This window comes from Hymenobacter ruber (assembly GCF_054783255.1).
On sequence record NZ_BAAGQX010000004.1, the window covers coordinates 2,499,913 to 2,518,895 of the forward strand.

At 62.5% G+C, this 18,983-nt stretch carries 19 protein-coding genes; 8 read left to right on the top strand and 11 right to left on the bottom strand.

Going from position 1 to position 18,983, the window contains the following annotated elements:
• Positions 1-60: 60 nt before the first annotated feature.
• Positions 61-1,221, bottom strand: coding sequence for a glycosyltransferase family 4 protein (locus ACYVM5_RS21340; RefSeq protein ID WP_460620107.1), 1,161 nt, complete (start codon positions 1,219-1,221; stop codon positions 61-63).
• Positions 1,218-2,648 (bottom strand): oligosaccharide flippase family protein, encoded by a 1,431-nt coding sequence (locus ACYVM5_RS21345; RefSeq protein WP_460620208.1) that lies wholly within the window; start codon positions 2,646-2,648, stop codon positions 1,218-1,220. Before ACYVM5_RS21345 ends, ACYVM5_RS21340 begins: the two co-directional genes overlap by 4 nt.
• A 189-nt stretch (positions 2,649-2,837) precedes the next feature.
• Here ACYVM5_RS21345 and ACYVM5_RS21350 point away from each other — a divergent pair, with 189 nt between their 5' ends.
• Positions 2,838-3,920, top strand: a complete 1,083-nt coding sequence (locus ACYVM5_RS21350; protein WP_460620108.1) for a GumC domain-containing protein — start codon at positions 2,838-2,840, stop codon at positions 3,918-3,920.
• A gap of 8 nt (positions 3,921-3,928) precedes the next feature.
• Positions 3,929-5,401 carry an O-antigen ligase family protein gene (locus ACYVM5_RS21355; RefSeq protein WP_460620109.1) on the top strand — a complete coding sequence of 491 codons (1,473 nt, stop codon included), beginning with the start codon at positions 3,929-3,931 and terminating at the stop codon, positions 5,399-5,401.
• Here the strand turns inward: ACYVM5_RS21355 and ACYVM5_RS21360 are convergent.
• Genes ACYVM5_RS21360 through ACYVM5_RS21375 form a run of 4 tightly spaced genes read right to left on the bottom strand, consistent with a single transcriptional unit; the run spans position 5,398 to position 8,780 of the window.
• Complete coding sequence (locus tag ACYVM5_RS21360; protein ID WP_460620110.1) at positions 5,398-5,964, bottom strand: DinB family protein; 567 nt, start codon at positions 5,962-5,964, stop codon at positions 5,398-5,400. The two genes, ACYVM5_RS21355 and ACYVM5_RS21360, sit on opposite strands and share 4 nt — an antisense overlap.
• Positions 5,965-5,970: 6 nt before the next feature.
• Complete coding sequence (locus ACYVM5_RS21365) at positions 5,971-7,275, bottom strand: PP2C family protein-serine/threonine phosphatase (protein ID WP_460620111.1); 1,305 nt, start codon at positions 7,273-7,275, stop codon at positions 5,971-5,973.
• Between the two features lie 48 nt (positions 7,276-7,323).
• Positions 7,324-8,520, bottom strand: a complete 1,197-nt coding sequence (locus ACYVM5_RS21370; protein WP_460620112.1) for an ABC transporter permease — start codon at positions 8,518-8,520, stop codon at positions 7,324-7,326.
• A 2-nt stretch (positions 8,521-8,522) separates the two neighbouring features.
• Positions 8,523-8,780, bottom strand: a complete 258-nt coding sequence (locus ACYVM5_RS21375; protein WP_198070155.1) for a hypothetical protein — start codon at positions 8,778-8,780, stop codon at positions 8,523-8,525.
• Between the two features lie 327 nt (positions 8,781-9,107).
• On the opposite strand from ACYVM5_RS21375, the gene ACYVM5_RS21380 reads away from it, so the two are divergent.
• Entirely contained in the window at positions 9,108-9,587 is a 480-nt protein-coding gene (locus ACYVM5_RS21380; protein ID WP_460620113.1) for a DUF2975 domain-containing protein, read from the top strand.
• A gap of 3 nt (positions 9,588-9,590) precedes the next feature.
• Positions 9,591-9,818, top strand: coding sequence for a helix-turn-helix domain-containing protein (locus ACYVM5_RS21385; protein ID WP_460620114.1), 228 nt, complete (start codon positions 9,591-9,593; stop codon positions 9,816-9,818).
• A gap of 232 nt (positions 9,819-10,050) precedes the next feature.
• On the opposite strand, the gene ACYVM5_RS21390 is transcribed toward ACYVM5_RS21385, so the two are convergent.
• From ACYVM5_RS21390 to ACYVM5_RS21400, 3 genes are all read right to left on the bottom strand, one after another.
• Positions 10,051-10,584 (bottom strand): c-type cytochrome, encoded by a 534-nt coding sequence (locus ACYVM5_RS21390; protein WP_460620115.1) that lies wholly within the window; start codon positions 10,582-10,584, stop codon positions 10,051-10,053.
• 102 nt (positions 10,585-10,686) lie between these two features.
• A complete protein-coding gene (locus tag ACYVM5_RS21395) occupies positions 10,687-11,877 on the bottom strand; it encodes a glycosyltransferase (protein WP_460620116.1) in 1,191 nt (396 codons plus the stop codon).
• The gene (locus tag ACYVM5_RS21400) at positions 11,874-12,944 is read right to left on the bottom strand and encodes a lysylphosphatidylglycerol synthase domain-containing protein (protein WP_460620117.1); all 1,071 of its coding nucleotides are present in this window, start codon (positions 12,942-12,944) and stop codon (positions 11,874-11,876) included. Before ACYVM5_RS21400 ends, ACYVM5_RS21395 begins: the two co-directional genes overlap by 4 nt.
• 33 nt (positions 12,945-12,977) lie before the next feature.
• On the opposite strand from ACYVM5_RS21400, the gene ruvC reads away from it, so the two are divergent.
• Positions 12,978-13,616, top strand: coding sequence for a crossover junction endodeoxyribonuclease RuvC (gene ruvC, locus ACYVM5_RS21405; protein ID WP_460620118.1), 639 nt, complete (start codon positions 12,978-12,980; stop codon positions 13,614-13,616).
• A 106-nt stretch (positions 13,617-13,722) separates the two neighbouring features.
• Here ruvC and ACYVM5_RS21410 read toward each other — a convergent pair whose 3' ends face one another.
• Positions 13,723-14,343, bottom strand: coding sequence for a hypothetical protein (locus ACYVM5_RS21410; protein ID WP_460620119.1), 621 nt, complete (start codon positions 14,341-14,343; stop codon positions 13,723-13,725).
• Positions 14,344-14,449: 106 nt separating this feature from the next.
• The gene (locus ACYVM5_RS21415) at positions 14,450-15,244 is read right to left on the bottom strand and encodes a PhzF family phenazine biosynthesis protein (protein WP_460620120.1); all 795 of its coding nucleotides are present in this window, start codon (positions 15,242-15,244) and stop codon (positions 14,450-14,452) included.
• Between the two features lie 183 nt (positions 15,245-15,427).
• On the opposite strand from ACYVM5_RS21415, the gene ACYVM5_RS21420 reads away from it, so the two are divergent.
• From ACYVM5_RS21420 to ACYVM5_RS21430, 3 genes are all read left to right on the top strand, one after another.
• Positions 15,428-16,000: an RNA polymerase sigma factor gene (locus ACYVM5_RS21420; RefSeq protein WP_460620121.1), complete on the top strand. Its 573-nt coding sequence runs from the start codon at positions 15,428-15,430 to the stop codon at positions 15,998-16,000.
• Positions 15,997-17,847: an outer membrane beta-barrel protein gene (locus ACYVM5_RS21425; protein ID WP_460620122.1), complete on the top strand. Its 1,851-nt coding sequence runs from the start codon at positions 15,997-15,999 to the stop codon at positions 17,845-17,847. Before ACYVM5_RS21420 ends, ACYVM5_RS21425 begins: the two co-directional genes overlap by 4 nt.
• A gap of 93 nt (positions 17,848-17,940) precedes the next feature.
• Complete coding sequence (locus tag ACYVM5_RS21430; protein WP_460620123.1) at positions 17,941-18,945, top strand: hypothetical protein; 1,005 nt, start codon at positions 17,941-17,943, stop codon at positions 18,943-18,945.
• Positions 18,946-18,983 lie beyond the last annotated feature (38 nt).

The following is an 18,983-nucleotide window of genomic DNA, read 5'->3' on the forward strand; positions in this document are numbered from 1 at the left end:
CGTAGGTGCAAAAGTACGGCCGGCCGGCGCTTCGTGCGGCACCTTTTGCCGCGCTAAATACTACGGATTGCGGATGGCCTTTTCTATCGACTGCCACAGCACTTCGGCGCTCTGCGCCCACGAAAACCGGCTCAGATTCTCGTGCCCCCGGGCCACCAGCTGCTGGCGTAGGTCGGCATTGCTCCACAAACGGGCCAGGCCGGCGGCAATGCTGGCCACATCACGCGGGTCGACCAGCAGCGCCCCGCCCTCCCCGGCCACCTCCGGCATCGAGCTGACACTCGACGTGAGCACCGGGCAGCCGCTGGCCTGCGCCTCCACAATGGGGATTCCAAAACCCTCGAAATAAGGCACGTACACCGTGGCCCGGGCTGCCGCGTAGAGGCCGGCCAGCTCGGCATCGGCCACGCGACCAGTGAAATGCACGGCGTTCTGGTGGCGCATCTGCTGGTAGGCAGCCAGGATGGGGCCGGCTTTCCAGGCTTTGCGGCCCACGATGAGCAGTTGCGCATCAGCCACATCCGCGCCGCCGGTGGCTTTGAGCTGGTCGAAGGCGCGGAGCAGATTGCCCAGGTTTTTGCGCGGCTGCAAGGCCCCGACGAACAGAAAATACGGCTGCCCGTGGCTGAATTTCCGGCGAATTTCCCGCTGCTCAACTTCTGATTGGGGCTGAAATAAATCGGCGGGCGCGTTGTAGGCTACGCTGATTTTTTCGGGCGCGATGCCGTAAGTCTGCACGATGTCGGCCTTCGTGGCTTCGGATACTGCTACTAATTGCGCCGAAGCGCGGGCGAAACGCGGCGAGAAAAAATGGTAATACTTGCGCTGGAGCAGGCCCACATCGAGCGGGAAATGCTCAAAAGCCAGGTCGTGGATGACCGTGACGCGGGGCACGCTGGTATTCAGCGTCGTAAAGCCGTCGGGGCTGAGGAAAGCGGCCGGCCGGTGCCGGGCCAGCCACGCCGCCACCGCGCCCTCAAACCACGCCACAAACAGGAACGGATGCCGCGCCGGCGGCTGCAGCACGTGCGGCACCACGTTGGGCCCGAACAGGTAGCGGGAATCGTAAGCGCGGTCGAACAGGAAATGAAACGTGACCTCCGGGTGCTGCGCCACGAGGCGCACCAGCGTCTCATAAGTAAAGCGGCCGATGCCTTCGAGGTGGTCGCCGGGCAGCAGGAAGCGGGTATTTACGGCGATGTGCAGCGGCGCAGAGGTCATGCTTTTTTGCCCGGAATGAGCTGGTTGATTTCGCTGCGGCGCACCAGGCCGGTGCCCAGCACAAGCAGCCCAAATACCACGGCCATGATGCCCGCCTCCAGCCACCATTTCAGGTATATGCCGTATTGCAGGCCGGCCCACGCCCCGCACAGCAGCCCGAAACACAGCAGCAGGCGGGCCAGCAGGCGCCCGGGCACGCCCACGCTGGTGCGCCGCGTCACCAGCACAAGGTAGCCCACCGACACCGCCGCCGCGCAAACCAAGGTATCGACGGAAGCCGCGACGGCCCCGAATTTAGGCAGAAAAACCAGGTTCAGGCCGATGTTGAGGACGATGCTGAGGGCCACCAGCCAGCTCACGGCGCGCTCGTGGGTGGTACTGGTGAGCAGCGTGCTATAAATAGCGAAGAAGCCGTGGACCAGCACGTTAATGAATAATATTTTCAGACAGAGCGTCATGCGGGCCACTTCGGCCGGGCTGCTGTGCTTGAACTGCCAGAACACCACCTCGCCCCGAAACAGGATGAATGCCACCACGAACAGCAGCGGCAGCGTCACGATGCGCTGCCCGAAGCGCAGCAGCTCACGCTGGGCCCCGGCATCCTTCGGCACGCTGGCAAACTTGGCAAAAAACAGCGGCAGCACCGTCCAGGCGTACATCATCACGGCATCGACCCAGCGGTAGGCCCCGGCGTAGTAGCCCGCCTCGGTGGGCGAGGCCAGGCGCTCGAGCATCACCATGTCGATGCGCTCGTTCACGCCGTAGAGCAGCGTCATGAGGGCGAAGGGTAGGCTGGCGCGCAGGGCGGTGCGGGCCACGGGGCCTTTCCAGCGGTACTTCACGCGGCCAAAAAACCGCGTCATCAGCCCATACAGAATTACTGTGGTGAAGGCCGCCGCACCCAGCCGCGCCCCTACGTAGCGCGGCAGCGTGAGGCCCACCGGCAGCAGTGCCAGCACGGCCCCGAGCAACAGGAATTTTTCGACCACCGAGAGCACGGCGTCGGTGTTGAATTTCTGGTGGGCCTGGAGGGTGCCGCGCAAAAACTGCCCGTACTGGGCCAGCAGCAGTGCCGCACCCACGGCCGCCAGCAAGGCCAGCTCGGGGCCGCGGTAGCCCAGCACCCAGCCCACCACGAGCATGGCGGCCAGGGCCACAAAATTGAGGGCGCCGCGCAGGGGCAGCAGCGTGGGAAAGGTCTCGGCCATGAAGCTAGGCTCGGCCGCTACGCGCTGTACGGCGTAGGGCGTCAGGCCCAAATCGGAAATGGCCGCTACCACCATCGTGAGGGCCGACAGCGCCGTGACGAGGCCGAAGGTGGCGTGCCCGAGCCGGTCCTGCACCAGGTTTTCGACCACCACCCAGCCGGGCTTTACCAGCAGGTTGAGCAGGACGACGAAGCTGATATTGCCGAAAAACCGTTTGATGCTGGAGGGAGAGCTAGATTTCGAAAATGCATCCCGGCGCGTGGCGCGGGGCCCGCAAAGCTACGCACCGCGCCGGGGCAGCCGCACTATTAGGTATGAAGGGCGATTTTCCGGCTATCTTTGCCGGCCGCTTTCCCGCTCCCTGCCCAACTAATTTTTGCAGGCAGAGCCAGCGGTTTTCCTTTCTGTATGTCCGCACCTTCTTTCTCGCTGGTGGGCCTGGGGCCCATTATCAACCGCTGGAAATATTTCGTGGCCGGCGCCGTGGCGCTGGCGGCCATTGTGAGCATCATTGTGGCGCTGCTGCTGCCCAATGTGTACCGCTCCACGGCTATATTCATCCCCACCAATCCGCAAACGGCTGACCCTGACCGCTTGCTGGAACCGGGCAGTCAGTCGGGCAGCAAGCTGGAGCTCGGTGGCCGGGCCGAAGACTTGGACCGCGTCATCACCATCGGCGAATCGCAACCGGTGGCCGAGATAATTATCAAGCAGTTCAACCTGTATAAGCACTATAAGGCCGGCGAACCGGGCGATGATGCCGTTGATAACTTCGTACTAAGCGAGTTCAGCAACAACCTGAGCATCGTGCACAACGAGCGCGACGCCATCGAGCTGACGTTTATGGACAAAGACAAGAAGCTGGCGGCGGCCGTAGCCAATGCCCTGGTCCACGCCATTGACTCGATTAATCAGCAGCTGACGCTGGAGAACCGCCGCACCGTCCTGAACCTCTACCGCCAGCGCTACCAGTACCTGAGCACCAGCTACGAGCGTAGCCGCCGCGAACTGGTGGGCGCCCGCCACCGCTACGGCATCTTCGGCCTCGAAATGCAAGGGCGCTACATGGTGAAGCAGCTCATCGAAACCGAGGCCGCCCTGCGCAAGGCCGAAGCCAGCGGCGGCGACGTGGCCGGCCTCAAGCGCAGCCTCCGCGGCCTGACCCGCGCCGACGGGGGCAACCTCATCAACCTGGAAAAATACGTGGCGGGTACCGACTCGCTGGCCATGTTCACGACCCGCGTGGCCGACTTGCAGGGACGCCTTATCGCCGCCCGCTCGGCTTTCGAAACGGCGGAGCTAAGCATCAAAGGCCGCCTTTCGAGCGTGTACCTGGTGCAGAAGGCCTACCCGGCCACCAAGAAATTCAAGCCGGTGCGCTCGCTTATCGTGCTGGGTTCCATGCTGCTCACTTTCGCGCTTTCGGTGGTGTTCATTGCGCTGCTGGAGCTGTACCGCTACAACCGGCCCGGGGCCGTGCGCCCGGCGTGAACCCGCCCGTGAACGAGCGGCTGGGCCAGCTCTGGCGGTCTTTCGACACTCCCCAACTTCTCTTTATGGGGTTTGTGGGGCTGTTGCTAGCCGGTGGCGCGGCGGCGGCCCTGGCCGAGATGCCGGCGCTGTTTCTGCCGGCGCTGCTGGCCGTGGGCGTGCTGGTGGCCCTGGTCGAATGGCGCTGGCTCTACTACCTGCTGTTCTTCGTGCTGCCTTTTTCGCAGGAAATCGGCCTTTTTGGCGGCTTGAGCATGGATGTGCCCTCCGAGCCGCTGATGCTGGTGCTCACGGCCTGCGTGCTGGGCGCCCTGATGCTGGGCGTGGGCCACATTCCGCGCCGCGAGCTGCTAAACCCGTTGCTGGTCATTCTGGCCCTGATGCTGCTGTGGACGGGCGTCGACCTGCTGTTTTCGGTTGACACCCTCAAGTCCTTCAAGTATTTGCTGGCCAAGGCATGGTACATCGTGCCCTTCCTGCTGGGCACGCTCCTGATTGTGCGGCGGCCGAACGAAACCTGGCGCTTTGCGGCGGTGTATGTGGCCGGGGCCGCCCTGAGCGTGCTCTACGTGGCCAGCCGCCACGCCACCAAGGGCTTCAGCTTTGCTGAAATTAACTGGGCGCTGCACCCGTTTTTTCGCAACCACGTTATCTATGCCGCCATGCTGGCGCTGCTGGTGCCGTTTGCCTGGTTTGCAATTCAGGCCACGAGTCGGGGTGGTGTGCGGCTGGCGTGGCGCATAGGGCTGGGTATTGTGCTGTTTGGCCTGCTCACTTCCTACACGCGCGCTTCCATCCTGTCGTTGCCCATCGCGGGACTTTTCTACTTAGTAATGCGCCTACGACTCACGCGGGTGCTGCTGCTGGCCGTGGCCGTGGGCGTTACGCTGGGCGTGACCTACGTGGTGACCGGCGACCGATACATGGAATTCGCGCCTAACTATGAGCGCACCGTTTTTAACGGCCAGAACTTCGAAAAGCACCTCGAAGCCACCTACAAATTGCAGGATGTGTCGGGCATGGAGCGGGTGTACCGTTGGGTAGCCGCCGCTCGCATGATTGGAGACAAGCCCATCACCGGCAGCGGCGCGGCCACTTTCTACCCCGAGTACAAGCGCTACACGGTGAAGAGCTTCCGTACCTACGTGAGCGACAACCCCGAAAAATCGACCACGCACAACTACTTCCTGCTCCAGCTGGCCGAGCAGGGAATTCCGGGGTTTCTGCTGTTTGTCACGCTGATAGCTACTTCCCTCCTATTCGCCGAAAACCTCTACCACCGCTCCCGCGCACAGCCGGAGGTGCGCCGGGTGGTGCTGGCCGCGTCGATGTCGCTGGTAGTCATAATCTTCCACCTCACGCTCAATGAGCTGATTGAAGTGGATAAGATTGGGCCGATATTTTTCATCTGCCTGGCTCTGCTGGTGCGGGCGCAGTCGTGGCTGGAGGATGGGGCGGAATTACCGGTGACGGAAGCTTAGCCTAGCAAGCTACATTCATCTGCCACTTTGGCAATTTGGGCTAGGTGTCGCTCGGCGTGCTTAGCCAAGAAGTAGACGAAATCATACACGTCCATTTTGCCCAGGTCATTCACGGTCATCGTGGTGCGGTATAGCACACCTTCGCCGTTGGGCAGACGGGCCAGCACGGCCTGGCACTGCGCCAATTGTTTCCGAAGCGTAGCTGCTACTTCCGTGCCCGTTTTCAGCCCTTGCGGTTCCATATGGTCGGGCCGCATCCAAGTGAAGGCCCCCGGCTGGCTAATCTCGTCGAGACGTGCGCGCGCCGACTGGCGGGCGGCTAGTTCGGTGGCCAAGTCCAGTCCTTGAGCATTTTTAAGCGCTTTAACTGCCCCTTTTTCGATTAGGATAAGCAGAAAATGGTTGGTGAGGGCGACGTGTTCGAGAATCTCGTCAATGTTCCAGCCGCCGTTAGCCGGGTGGTAGTTCCGCAGGAAGGCCGGGGCCGCAAACCAATCATTGAGTTCATCGAAGGCCGTGGTCAGCCGTTGGTTGATTTCGGCAATCAAAAAAGCAGGAGCCATGGTGCCCTACTTAAACCGGCAGCTGAGAATCGTCACATCATCAGCAAACTGCGCGTTGTGGGCGCTGAAGGCGTTGATGCTGCGCAACAGTTCCTGGTGCAATTTGGGCAGCGGCAGGTAGCGGCTGCGGTGCAGCACGGCCAGCACGCCTTCTTCGCCAAACTCATTGTTTTCGACGTCGAATACTTCGGTGAGGCCGTCGGTGTAGAGCAGCAGCAGCGAATGGCTGGGAATTTTGATTTCGCCCACCCGCAGCAGCGGCAGTTCTTCCATGATGCCCAGCATCACGGTGCCGTCTTTGAGCGTGGTCACGGTGCCGTTATCGGCCAGCAGCAGCGGGTCGTTGTGGCCGGCATTCACGTATTGCAGGCGGCGCGTGCGGCGGTTGTAGATGCCCAGAAAGGCCGTGATGAACTTCTCGCCGCCCGAGTTGCGGAACAGCAAGTGGTTGAGCTCGGGCACGATGGTGGCCAGCGGCACGCCTTGCCGCAGCAGCGTGCGCAAGCCGGCCTGGAAGTTTGACATAAGCAGGGAGGCCGGTACGCCTTTGCCGCTCACGTCGGCCACGCACAGCAGCAGGCGGTCAGCGTCAATCTCGACTACATCGTAGTAGTCGCCCCCGATTTCTGTGTGCGGCACATAGCTGCGCTCGATGGCCAAATCGGCATCATTGGGCAGCTTGCGTGGGAAAAGCATGGCCTGCACCTCCTGCGCAATTTCGATTTCCTTGCGCACGGCGGCATCGGCCACGCGCTGGGCCTGCAGGCGGCGGTTTTCCACGGCCCCCATCAGCGTGTTGGCCAGCGAGGTGAGGAAGGGAATGAGCTGCTGGCGGTCGAAATCGGTGCGCAGGCCGCCCACAAAGACGTAGGCCACCACCTGGCGCTGCCGCAGAATGGGCAGCACCAGTTCGTATTTGTCCCAGGCTGGCCCGAGCAGCAGGTCTTCCACCGCTTGCGGCTCTCTCACTTCGCCATCCAACAAGGCGGGCGAAAGGGTCAGTTTTTCGGCCGTGGCCAGGTCGCAGCCCAGCGCGAGGCGGGCCCGAAAATGATTGTCCTCGCGGGCAAACAGTACCAGCTGCACCACGTTGCGCTGGCCCTGCAGGGTGAGGCGTAGCATGTGGTAAAGCTCATCGACGGAGTGGTCGCGGGCCGTCATGTCATGGGCCACGCCCAGCACCGTATCCAGCTCGAACTGTTTGAGTTGCAGTTGGCGACGCATCTGCTTCAGCTGCTCGTCGCGCAGGGCGAGCTGAGCGGCAGAATCAGCCAGTGGTTCGGTGGGAGAATTGGGAGCGACAGCAGGCATACAGCAAGGTAAGCAATGCGCCGGAAATGAGGGCGCAGAACCACAAACTTACACCGCTACGGGCGTTTTGGGGTCGTAGGCATCGCGCAGGCCGTTGCCGAGCAGGTTGAAGCTGAGCACGAGCAGCGAAATGGCCGTGCCGGGCAGCAGTGTGAGCCACAGGCCCGCCTCGGTGCCAAGCAAATCGTAGCCTTCCTTCACCATTAGGCCCCAGCTTGGAGCCGGCGGCTGCACGCCCAGGCCCAGGAAACTCAGCCCTGCCTCGAGCAGAATAGCCGAAGCAAAGTTACTAGTAGCCAGCACAATGAGCGGCCCGCGCATATTGGGCAGCAGGTGTCGCGCAATGAGCCGCGACGTGGGCAGCCCCAGCACCCGGCCGGCCTCCACGAAGGTGGCCGAGCGCAGGCTGAGCATCTGCCCGCGCACCACGCGGGCCACGTCGACCCACATTGTGAGGCCTACCGCTACAAAGCTGACCCACACGCCCTTGCTATCGAGCGCCAGCGAAATGGCAATAACCAACATGATGCCGGGAATACTCCACACCACGGTCATCAAACCCAGCAAAACGGAATCGACCCAGCCGCCGAAATAGCCGGCCACCGCGCCCACGGCCATGCCCAGCACCACCGAAATCAGCACCGCTACCAAGCCGATACCCAACGAGATGCGCGTGCCCAGCAGCAGCCGGCTCAGTTCGTCGCGCCCGGCTTTGTCGGTGCCCAGCGCGTAGGTGCGGGTGACGAGATGACGGGCGTTGATTTCGCGCTGCAATTCGGCCGCCGGGCCGGCGTGGCCCGTCACGGCCGCCAGCGCCAGCCGCCGGGCCCGGCCCGCCTCGGCCGAGTGCTGGCCCAGGGGTTTGAGGATGATGGAATCGCCGGAAAACTGGTAGCCGCCGATGGGCGTTTCCTGCACTTCGGGCTCGCGGCCGCGCAGCCAGGTGCTGAGGATGTTGGCCGGGGCCAGGCCTGTGCGGGCCGAATCGGGCAGGGGCTGGCGCAATAGCAGTACGCGCAAGCCGGGCCGCTCCTTCTGAATCTGGACGAAGCCGTGGTTGGCGTTGGGCGAATTGTCGGGCAACACCCAGTAGCCCAGCAGCGCTACCAGCGTGCACAGGGCAATAAAGGCCAGCCCGGCCACGGCGGGGCGATTTTGCCACAGGCGCTGGCGCACGTAGTAGCCGGGCGGCCGGGCGGCGGCCGCAGTGGTGGGGGGTGCTACCGGTACTGCCGTCGTCGCCACCGTTAGCGGGTGTTGTGTTGCAGCAGGCCTTCCTTCGAGGCCAGGTAGGACGCATCGCGGGCGATGGCGCCGAAGGACGTGGTTTCGTAGGCCAGTTCGGTGTCGGGGTCGGGCCAATAGCTGCGGATGAGGCCCTGCTCCAGCAAGGTGCGGAGCTGGTCTTCGAGCTCGGCGGCGGGCAGGCCGGTTTTCTGAAGCAGCGTGCGGAACGGGGTGACGAAATACAGTTCGTCGAGCAGGTCGAATTCGGGGTCAGTCACAGCAGAAAGCGGACGCTTGGGGGCGTTTGGGCAAATGTAAGCCGGCGGAGCGGCACCGGGGCCCTGCTTTTCCACTGGCCGGGCCTTGGCCAAATATTTTGCCCGCCCCCGAGCGGGTCCATACGCGCGCATCCCTGCCCCCAACGGCTGCCTGATGCATTGGGAAATTATGGGGTAAAAAATCAGAACCATCACGCTGAGCATTCCACATATAAAGTAGCGACACAGCAACGGCTGAATCTACTTTATCTGATATGGGGCAAAAATTTATTGATAAGCAATAAATTTTTATTATGTTTGCAATAGAACCTTATATCATGAACCGCCATGAAAAAAATCTCAACGGTATTTCTACAGGTTATCGTCGTGCTTATTGGCGGCGTGATGCTTGCTCTTCTGATTCGACTTCCCTTAACCGAAGGCAGAGCGGCAAATCTGGATTTGGTCCACATTTATTCCGACCCACTCATTCTGTATGGCTATGCCGCCTCCATCGCCTTTTTTGTAGCGCTCTATAAAGCATTTACCTTGCTTCGGTACATCGGCCAAAACCAGGTATTCTCCCCGGGCTCCGTCGGGGCTTTGCGGAGCATCAAGCACTGCGCACTTGTGCTGAGTGTGTTAATTGTGGCCGCCGGGGTGTACATCAGGCTGTTTCATGACAAGAATGACGACCCCGCGGGTTTCCTGGCCATTTGCATGGCCACAACCCTTGCATCGGTGGTGGCGGCCACTGCAGCGGCCATATTCGAGAAAATACTGCAGAATGCTATCGATATGAAATCGGAAAATGACCTGACCATTTAAGCTATGCCAATCGTTGTGAACCTAGATGTGATGATGGCGAAGCGAAAAATCTCGCTGAACGAGCTTTCGGAAAGGGTTGATTTGACGTTGTCCAATCTTTCCATTCTGAAAACCGGGAAGGCGAAAGCCATTCGTTTCAGCACCCTCGATGCCATCTGCAAAGCTTTGGACTGCCAACCGGGTGACTTGCTGGAGTATGTAGCCGACGAAAAGCCCGTGGCGGCCTCCTGATAAGGCATTGCGGCGAAGGAGTGCAGCTGTTGCGCGCTGAAGCCCCCCTCCCCGAGTGCACAGCCCGCCAATGCCCCAGTTCCGAGCACTGCTCCTGGCTCTTGGCTGAGCGGGCTGGCGCGACAAACAGCCTGGCCGCGCGGGCTGCCAGCAGGCCCTCTACCTCAGTGGTTTTGTGTCGCGCACCTACGCCCCAGCTCCGGCCTGACGTAGCCAGCCAGCGACTTGGGTGTTACCGAGCTGCGACCGTAGCCGCGACCATGTGCGCCGATTCTTCCGAATTGATGTAGGCTACAATCGAAGCAATTTCTTTATCCGACAGCGCAAAAGAGGGCATTTGTTGCTTGTTGAATTTGGTGAATAGCACCACGGCATAGTCGTCGCCACTGGCCACTATTTTGCTGGAATTCCTCACCCACGGCAAAATCCAGCTCATGGGCCGGCGCTTGGTGATGCCGGCCAGCGCCGGGCCTACCACCTGCTCATTCACCGCATGGCACTGGGCGCAATTGCCTTTAAATAGGGCGTCGCCCGCCGCTACTTCGGCCGCTTCCGAACCGGACACCGGGCGTGACAGGCTAACGGCCACTTGTGGCAAGGCAGAGTTACGTTCAACCAGTGGCTTTTCAGTTTCGATACGCGCGGCCTCGGCATCATCGGCCGAAAAGCCCACCAGCCCGGCGGCGCTCAACAGGGTGAAACCAATGAGCACGACGACCAAGAGCATGCCGACTGAAAGGGCGAAACCAACCGAATTGAAGCGCATAACGCGTTGGGCTTAGGTGGAATATATGTGCGGCAAATTTACCTTCCAAGCCCGCGGGAGCATCTTTTTTGACGCTGATTTCCGCCCGTCACATGCTCTCAATTACTGCACCGCCCGCCCCTTCCACTCGTAGCCGCCGCGCCAGCCGGCCGCCCCTACCGCCAGCGCATACGGCGCGTACAGCAGCTGCAGCGGCAGCAGCCCCCACAGCCACTTCCGCCGCCCGAAAAACCGCAGCACCGGGCACAGTAGCCAGGCATCGCCGCCCAGCTTAAGCAGCCAGGCCGCCAGCACCCAGGGCCAGAGGGCGGGCCATTTCAGCAGGACGACGGCACCAGCGGCCAGTGCCACATTGGCCCCCAGCACCAGCAGGGCCAGGTTGCGCGAGGCCGCGCTTTGGTAGTGCCGCCACTTGCTGGCCCAGCGCACCCGCTGCCGCAGCAGCGCCCGCAGCGAAGGCGGCGCGGCTGTGCGGGCAATGGCAGCGGCAGCGGTCAGGAAATGGGCCGTGCCGGGAAAGGCCGCGTGGATTTTGTGGAGCAGAAACTCGTCGTCGCCGCTGGCGAGGTGGGCGTTATCCGCAAAGCCACCCACAGCGTCGAAGGCGGCGCGGCGGTAGGCAAGGTTGGCCCCGTTGCACATGGTGGGCTGCTGGCGGGCCAGGCAGGCCGCCCCCACGCCCACCAAGCCGGCAAATTCCAGCCCCATGAGTGTCATAAAAAGCGTATCCGGCCCCGTGAGCAGCACCGGGCCGCTGATGAAATTGGCCTGCGGCTGTCGGGCCAGCAGCCCCGCGTAGGCCGCCAGCCAGCCGGGGCCGAGGCGGCAGTCGGCATCGGTGCACACCAGCCAGGGGGCGCGGGCCGCGTGCAGGGCCTTGAGTAGGGCGGCTTTTTTGCCGGTTTGGCCAGTGGGCAGCTCGATGAGGCGCAGCGTAAAGCTAGTTTCCTGAGCGGCGGCCGCTACCAGCGCGGCGGTGGCATCGGTGGAGTGGTCGTTGGCGATGAGGACTTCGAAGCGGGCGGCCGGCAGCGTTTGGGCAGCGAGGTCACGCAGGAGCTGGGGAATGTTTTCGGCCTCGTTGCGGGCGGCGATGAGGATGGAGAAAGTCGGCGCTTCGCTCAACAAGGAATGAGAAATGAGGAATGAGGAATTATCAGGCGGCCCCAATTCTTTATTCTTCACTCCCAATTCTTCATTAAGGGAAGCGTCCCACCCGCCGCGCAGCCACCCCATCAGCGCCGCGTACAGCGCCGGCAGCACCAGCAAGGCAACTCCAACCGCTACCATCATTTCCCGGCGCGCTTCTCGCGCAACACCCGCAAGCCGGGCACCAGCAGCAGGCCGGCCGCGCTGGGCAGGGCAATATTGATAACCCACAAGCTCAGGCTGGCCGAGAGCACCGGCAGCGCCGGCTGCCCCAACAGCCCAAACAAATGCGTGGCCGACAGCTCCCGCACGCCCACATCGGCCAGGGCATTGAGCGAGGGCACCAGCGACTTCAAAAAGAACGTACCCGCTACCGCAGCCAGCCCCGGCCCCAACGGCCCGCCCACGCCATACGCCGCCAGCAGCAGCATAAACTGCGCGCAGAACACCAAATAGCGCAGTCCCGAAATGGCCAGTACCGCGTGCAGTGCCGTGGCCGGATACGTGGGCATAATGGCCAGCGCCGGCCGGAACCGCCGCAACGGCCGCCACACGCCCAGCGCCGCCAGCAGCAGCCGCGACCGGTACAACGGCACCAGCACAAGCCCGCTCAGCAGCAGCGCCGAGGCCGCCACGCCCAGCCCGGCCGCCGGGTAGCCGTTCAGGTAAAACTTCAGCAGGAAGTACAGCAGGCCCGCCACGCCCGCCAGCACCGTGGCCACCAACTGGCAGTAGCGCCCCAGAAAAACGGCCCCCAGCGCACTCACCCGGCGGCTTTTGAGCTCGATGATGCGGCCGGCGTAGTCGCCCACCCGGTTGGGGGTGGCGAAGCCCAGCGTGAGGCCCACCAGAACCGCCCGGAAGCTGCGCCCGAACGTGACGGGCTCCAGGTGCCGGGCTAGGCGGTACCACTTCCAGGCCTCCAGGCCCCAGTTGGCAGGCACCAAGGCCAGGGCCAGCAGCACCGGGCCGCGCCCTGCCCCGCTGAGCGTGGTGCTGAGCAGGTGCCGCCAGGCCGCCGCCGTGTCGGGCGCGGCGAAAATGGAATTATACAGCAGCCCCAGCGTGAGCAGCGTGACCCCGATTTTGCCCCAGAACACGATGCGTTTCCACTGCCGGGCGCGGCGGTTTTCGGGCTCGTCCAGGCCGTTGCCGCGGCCTGGGCGCGGCGCAGAAGCTTCGGCTGCCGAAGAAACAGCCGGGGCGGGCACTTCGCCCTGCCCGGGGTCGTAACTTTGTGAAAGATGCCTGCCCCCCTTCGCCCCCGCCCCGCTCCCGCCGTCGAGCTGCTGCCCAAAATCATTATGGGCGTCGACCCCGGCACCCAGATTATGGGCTACGCCCTGATTGAGGTGCGCGGCCAGCGCGTGGACGTGCTGTGCTACGACGTTATCAATATGAAGGCCCTGGGCTCGAATCACGCCGTAAAGCTAAAGCGGATTTTCGACCGCATGCTGGAGCTCATCGACGAGTACCTGCCCGACGAGCTGGCCATCGAGGCCCCCTTTTTCGGTGTCAACGTGCAGAGCATGCTCAAGCTGGGCCGGGCGCAGGGCGTGGCCATAGCGGCCGCCCTCTCCCGCCAGATTCCCTACGTGGAGTACGCCCCCACCAAGGTGAAGCAGTCCGTGACCGGCTCGGGCTCGGCCACCAAGGAGCAGGTGGCCCACATGCTGCGCCAGACGCTCACGCTGCCACCCATTGCCGAGGCCAGCAAGTTTCTGGACGCCACCGATGCCCTGGCCGTGGCCCTGTGCCACCATTATATGAAAGGCAACAACGTAACGGCCAGCGGCGGCAAAAGCTGGGGCAAGTTTCTGGCCGAGAATCCGGAGCGGCTGGGGGCTAGTACGGGCAAGAAAAAAGCATCGACGAAATCGTAGTTGCGGGAGTCTTTCTAAATACAACGTTTGCCAGAGGCATGGCTTTCGGTTGCTAACCTGTTAGCTGCCCTAACTCCGTATTTCAGCGATTTTTAGAAAGCTGATGTTACACATTAGCTTTTTTTATTCTGTCTACAATTTGTCGTCCGAGGTATTTTCTAATCTTTGGAAACTTCCATCTGTAATATTCATTCCAATAGCTTATCATTCTACTTTCTGTCTGTTGCCAGTATCTGGGATTTTCACTCACTAATTTCTTATAGCTGGCAATTGATTTATCATTTATTTGCTTGTCCAACACTTCCAAAATTTCAAAAACATATTCACCTAACAATTGTAATTTAAAAGGCATTACCCAATCCTCATTTTTATCAACTAGCTTTTCCAGTCTCCTTTGTCGCAAATAACCGTTGTGGTGCCGCAGGTATATGCAGTTCAAAATTGTTTTTTGAAGCTCGCTTAATTTATTCTCCATTTCCGTATCTGGCTCGTTGAAATAGAGCCTATAAGGAGAAACTAATAGTTCATTGTCCAATTGTATTGTTAAAGAAAATGGGTGGATTAGATTATCAACCTTATGAATTTGCCCATCTACCAGTCTCACGTTATTGATATTAAACGGCAAAATATTTAATACCGATTCAACGTCATTTTTCAATACATTAGGAAAAGCGTTAAGCAGCCTGCCCTTATATTCCGAATAGTCTTTTTTAAACCAGTTTATCATTACCTGATTCTATTTTAGCTAGCCGAATTTGGCTATTACTTAACTCATCTCTTTTGTATAATGCTACCACGGAATAGCACCTGAAAATGGATAGCTTCAACTATCCTTACCCCACCAGCAACTCCCCCGCCGCATACGTCACCGCATAGCCGCTGATATCCACTCTATCACCGCGCAGGTGGCACCAGAGGTCGCCGCCACGGGGGGAAATCTGGCGGGCGCGCAGCTCGGTTTTGCCCAGCTTTTCGGCCCAGAAGGGAATGAGGATGCTGTGGGCCGAGCCGGTGACGGGGTCTTCGTTGATGCCCACGCGGGGCGCGAAAAACCGCGACACGAAGTCGATGCCATTGGAGCCGGGCGCGGTGGCGATGACGCCCACGTACTCCAGGGCCGCGATACGGGCGAAGTTGGGGGTCAGGGCGCGCACTTCGGCTTCGGAATTGAACACGGCCAGCAAGTCGCGGGCGACCAGCACGCGGAGCGGCGTGGCCCCGAGGGCATCGGTGAGGCCGGTGGGATGGACGGGCAATTCCTGCGGCGGGCGCGAGGGGAAATCGAGGGTGAGGCGGCCGTCGGCGGCGCGGGACACGCGTAGCGGGCCGCTCTGGCTATGGAAGGTGACTTCGGGGCCCGCGAAGCCGAGGTGCGTGAACAGGACGTGGGCCGAGGCCAGCGTGGCGTGCCCGCACAGGTCGATTTCGACGGCCGGCGTGAACCAGCGGATATCGAACTCGGCCGGGGTGCCGGGGCGGGGCACGAAAAAGGCAGTTTCAGCCAGGTGGTTTTCGGCCGCAATTTGCTGCATGAGGGCGGCGGGTAGCGGGGCTTCGAGCGGGCACACGCCGGCGGGGTTGCCGGTGAAGGGCGTTTGGGCGAAGGCGTCGACGTGGAAGTAGCGCATGGCGGGTGCGGGCGGGTTTGGTGGATGGGCGCGGAATTCTTTTGGCAAGAATACGGCGCGGGGCGCGTTGACGAATTATTTTTAAAATCTTTATAACTCCACGCAACCCCGGCCGGCGTTGGCCGGTCAGGGGGGTATAAGGCGGGCCGGTACCGCTTGCCTTCACGCCTACTTTTCCACTGCATGCCGCCACCCATTACCCTGGTCGATGAGGCGCTGCTGGCTGCGTGCCGGCGGGGCGAACCGGCGGCGCAGTACCAACTCTACCAGAAACTTTCTTACTCCCTGATGGGCGTGTGCCTGCGCTACTGCCCCAGCCGGGCCGAAGCCGAGGACGCCCTGCAAAACACGTTCGTTAAAATCTTCACCCGCCTCGACCAGTTTCGGGGGCAGGGTCCATTCGAGGCCTGGGCGCGGCGCATTGCCGTCACCACCTCGCTGCACGCCCTGGAGCAGCACCGCCTGCGCCACCCCGGCCCCGCCGGCGACGCCCTCGACGAGCTGGCCGGCGACCTGCCCACTGCCGAGCCCTCGGCCCTGGACCACCTGGCCGCCGACGACCTGCTGGCCCTGCTGGCCACCCTGCCGCCCGGCTACCGCACGGTGCTCAACCTCTACGCCGTGGAGGGCTACTCGCACCAGGAAATCGGCGCACTGCTGGGCATCGCCGAAGGCACTTCCAAATCTCAGCTGGCACGGGCCCGCCGCCTGCTCGAAACCCGCCTGGCGGCCCACCATCACCCCCAATTGCCATGACCGACCGCAAACCCGACGACTTGTACGATGCCCTGCGCGACCGCCTGGCCGACTACGGCCAGGAGCCGCCGGCGCAGCTGTGGGCCAGTATTCGGGCGCAGCTGCCGCCGCCCGTGGCCGCGCCGCAGCTGCGAAAGCGTCGGCGGCGGGTGCCGGCAGCGTGGCTGTTGTTGATGACACTGTCGATGGTGGGCGGGGCCGCGGGCTGGCATTGGTGGGGCGCCAAGCCGGCTACCACTACTGCTTCTATAAAAGATAAAAAGGCTTCCCACCCTCCACTTTCGAACGATGCCCGGACCAGCCCTGCCAGTCCACAGGCCTCCAGTGCCCACCAATCGGCAGTGGTTGTGAGCCCGCCAATAGCATCTCAACCTTCTACGGCCGCTGCGCCACGGCTAGCTACCGATGCGGCAACGGGTCCGGTTGGCTCCCATGTAGCCGGGCCGGCATCTTCCGCTGGCCTGATTGCGAAAAATGCCTCCAAATCGACAGCCACACCGGCATCGGCAGCTACCCCGGCTCCGGCTGGCGCGGCAGTTTCGGCTTCGGCGAAGGCTCTTGCAGCTGCTTCGACAGCTCAGCCGGCTTCCGTTAGACCGGCCGGAGGTGTAGCAGCGCCCGCTGCTAAAGAAATGGCTTCAAACAGTGCCCGCTGGAGTAATTCATCGCCCCAGGCCGCTCGCGGGCAAGCACAGGGACTGGGCAAGCAGGCTGCCTCCGTAGCCACTGCCGCTCGTCATTTTCCCGAAACCGCTGAACCAGCAGCGGCCGGCGCAGCCCGGCTGAGTCGCCCTGCTTCAACCGCTGCAATTGCACGGCCCTCGCAAGCACTGGCTGTTTCAAAAATGCCCCTGGCCCGGCACCGCCACCAGCCCGCTGCGGCACTGGTGGCAACCAGACCAACCGCAAGCCAGCCGCTGCCATCAGCTTCCACGCCGCCAGTTGCGGACCAGCCAAACGCCCACCCGGCCCCGGCAGCAGTTGTAGCCGGCGGTGCCCGCTCCACTGCAGACCGCCTCATCCAACGCGCAGCCCAGGCCACGCTGCCCGCTCGCGTGGTAGCCGTGCAGCTGGCCGAAGGGCCGGAGCGGGCGGCTCCGCAGCCGGTGGCCGTGGTGTCCAGCCCGCTGATGCTGCCATTCGCGTCGCGCTGGGCGGTGCAGGTGCTGGCCGGGCCGGCCATTACCTACCGGAACCTGGTTTCGGTAGCGAGTTCAGGCGCCCCTATATCGACTTCACCTCCCCTTATTTACACGCCGAACAATCGCACCGCCACGCCGGTGGCCACGCTGGAACGGCCGGCCCCAGGCAGCTCGGCGCAGGTATCCGTGCGGCGCACCCTGGGCGGGCACTGGAGCCTGAACGCGGGCCTGGGCTACGTTGAATATGCCAGCGCCCTGGCTCTGCAACAGGTGCACAGCGCCACCACCAGCGCGGTCGCCAATAGCCCAACCTCCGATTCCACCGGCATTCATCGGCGCGACACCTACCGGTTTGTGACGGTGCCGGTGCGGGTAGGCTATGGCTGGACGCTCTCGGGGCGCTGGCGCGTGGGCCTGCTGGCTGGGGCCGAAGCCGCCGTGTACGTGGGCGGCAGCAGCACCGAAGGCAGCACCTGCGCCTGCCAGAGTCAGACCTGGGGCTTTTCGGGCAGCCCCTACCGGCGCTATAACCTGGGGGCCAGCCTGGGGGCCGAAGCCCGCTACCGCCTCTCCGAGCGCTGGGAGCTGCTGGCTCAGCCCTCGGCCACCTACCTGTTCACGCCTCTGGCTAATTATACGCCTTACTACCAACGCCATTTATTTGGCGGCGCGGCGCTGCTGGGGGTGTCAATCAATTTGCCCTAATGCCATGGCGCGGGGCTTCCGGCTGGCTGGCCAGCGGCCGAAAGCCCCCGCGACCAATGGGGACTTTCCAATCACTTTTCCTTCCTGATTTCTATGAAGCATTTCGCATGTTTATGCCTGGGCGTGGCCCTGCTGGCCGCTTGCCGCAAAGACGACGACGTGGTGGAGTGTGCCCCGGCGGTGGCGCCGGCCACCTTCGCCGATTTGCGGGCCGCCGCGCCGGCCGTTCAAACCTTCACCTTCGACCTCAACAAGGCCCAGAGTTTCCGCACCAAGGGCGGGGCCACGCTGGCCTTCGGGGCCAATGTTTACCTGCTGTCTAACCGCCAACTGGCCACGGGCCAAGCCCAGCTGCGGGTGCGCGAAATATATTCCGTGCCCGACATGGTGCTGACCAACCTGCCCACCACGGCGGCCTCATCGCGCCAAATGTTGATTTCCGGTGGCGAGTTTGATATTCAGGTATGGCAGGGCAGCACGCGGCTGCGGATGTACCCGGGGTGGTCGGCCGGTGGGGCGGGACGGCAGTTCCTCACGCTCACCTCCCCCGTGCCCCCGGCCGGCCTCGACACCACGCCTATGCTGCTCTGGCAGCAACCTGCGGCGGTCCCCAGTGTGGCCGGCACCATCTCCGATTCGTCGGCCTGGCTGCTGCGAGCCGATTCGACCGGTCGGGCCGTCCAGGTTACTACCACTACCGGCCCAGCCACTACTGCTAGCTACTATAACACCTCTCTCCCGCTCGATTCGCTCAGCCTCTGGAACCTCGACCAGTTCTGGCACGCTTACTCGGCCAACAGCTCCGGGCCCATCGGGGTCACGGTGCCCTTCACCAGCAGTACTACCGGCACGCGCGTGTATTTCCGCCCGGTGGGCTACAACGGGCTGGCCCGCGGTTACGCTTCCAGCGCCACGCCCACTACCTGGAGCAGCTACCTGCCCTACGGGGCCGATGTCATTGCCATTGTGCTCCAGGAGCGAGACGGCCTGCTCTACTACGGCACTCAGCGCCTGACCACGGCCGCCGGCACCACCGTCACGCCCACGCTGGAAGCCCTGAGCGCCGCCGAAATCATTCAGCGCATCCGCCAATTATAAGCGTCTTTTTCCTTCCTTTTCCACAAAAAAAGGCCAGT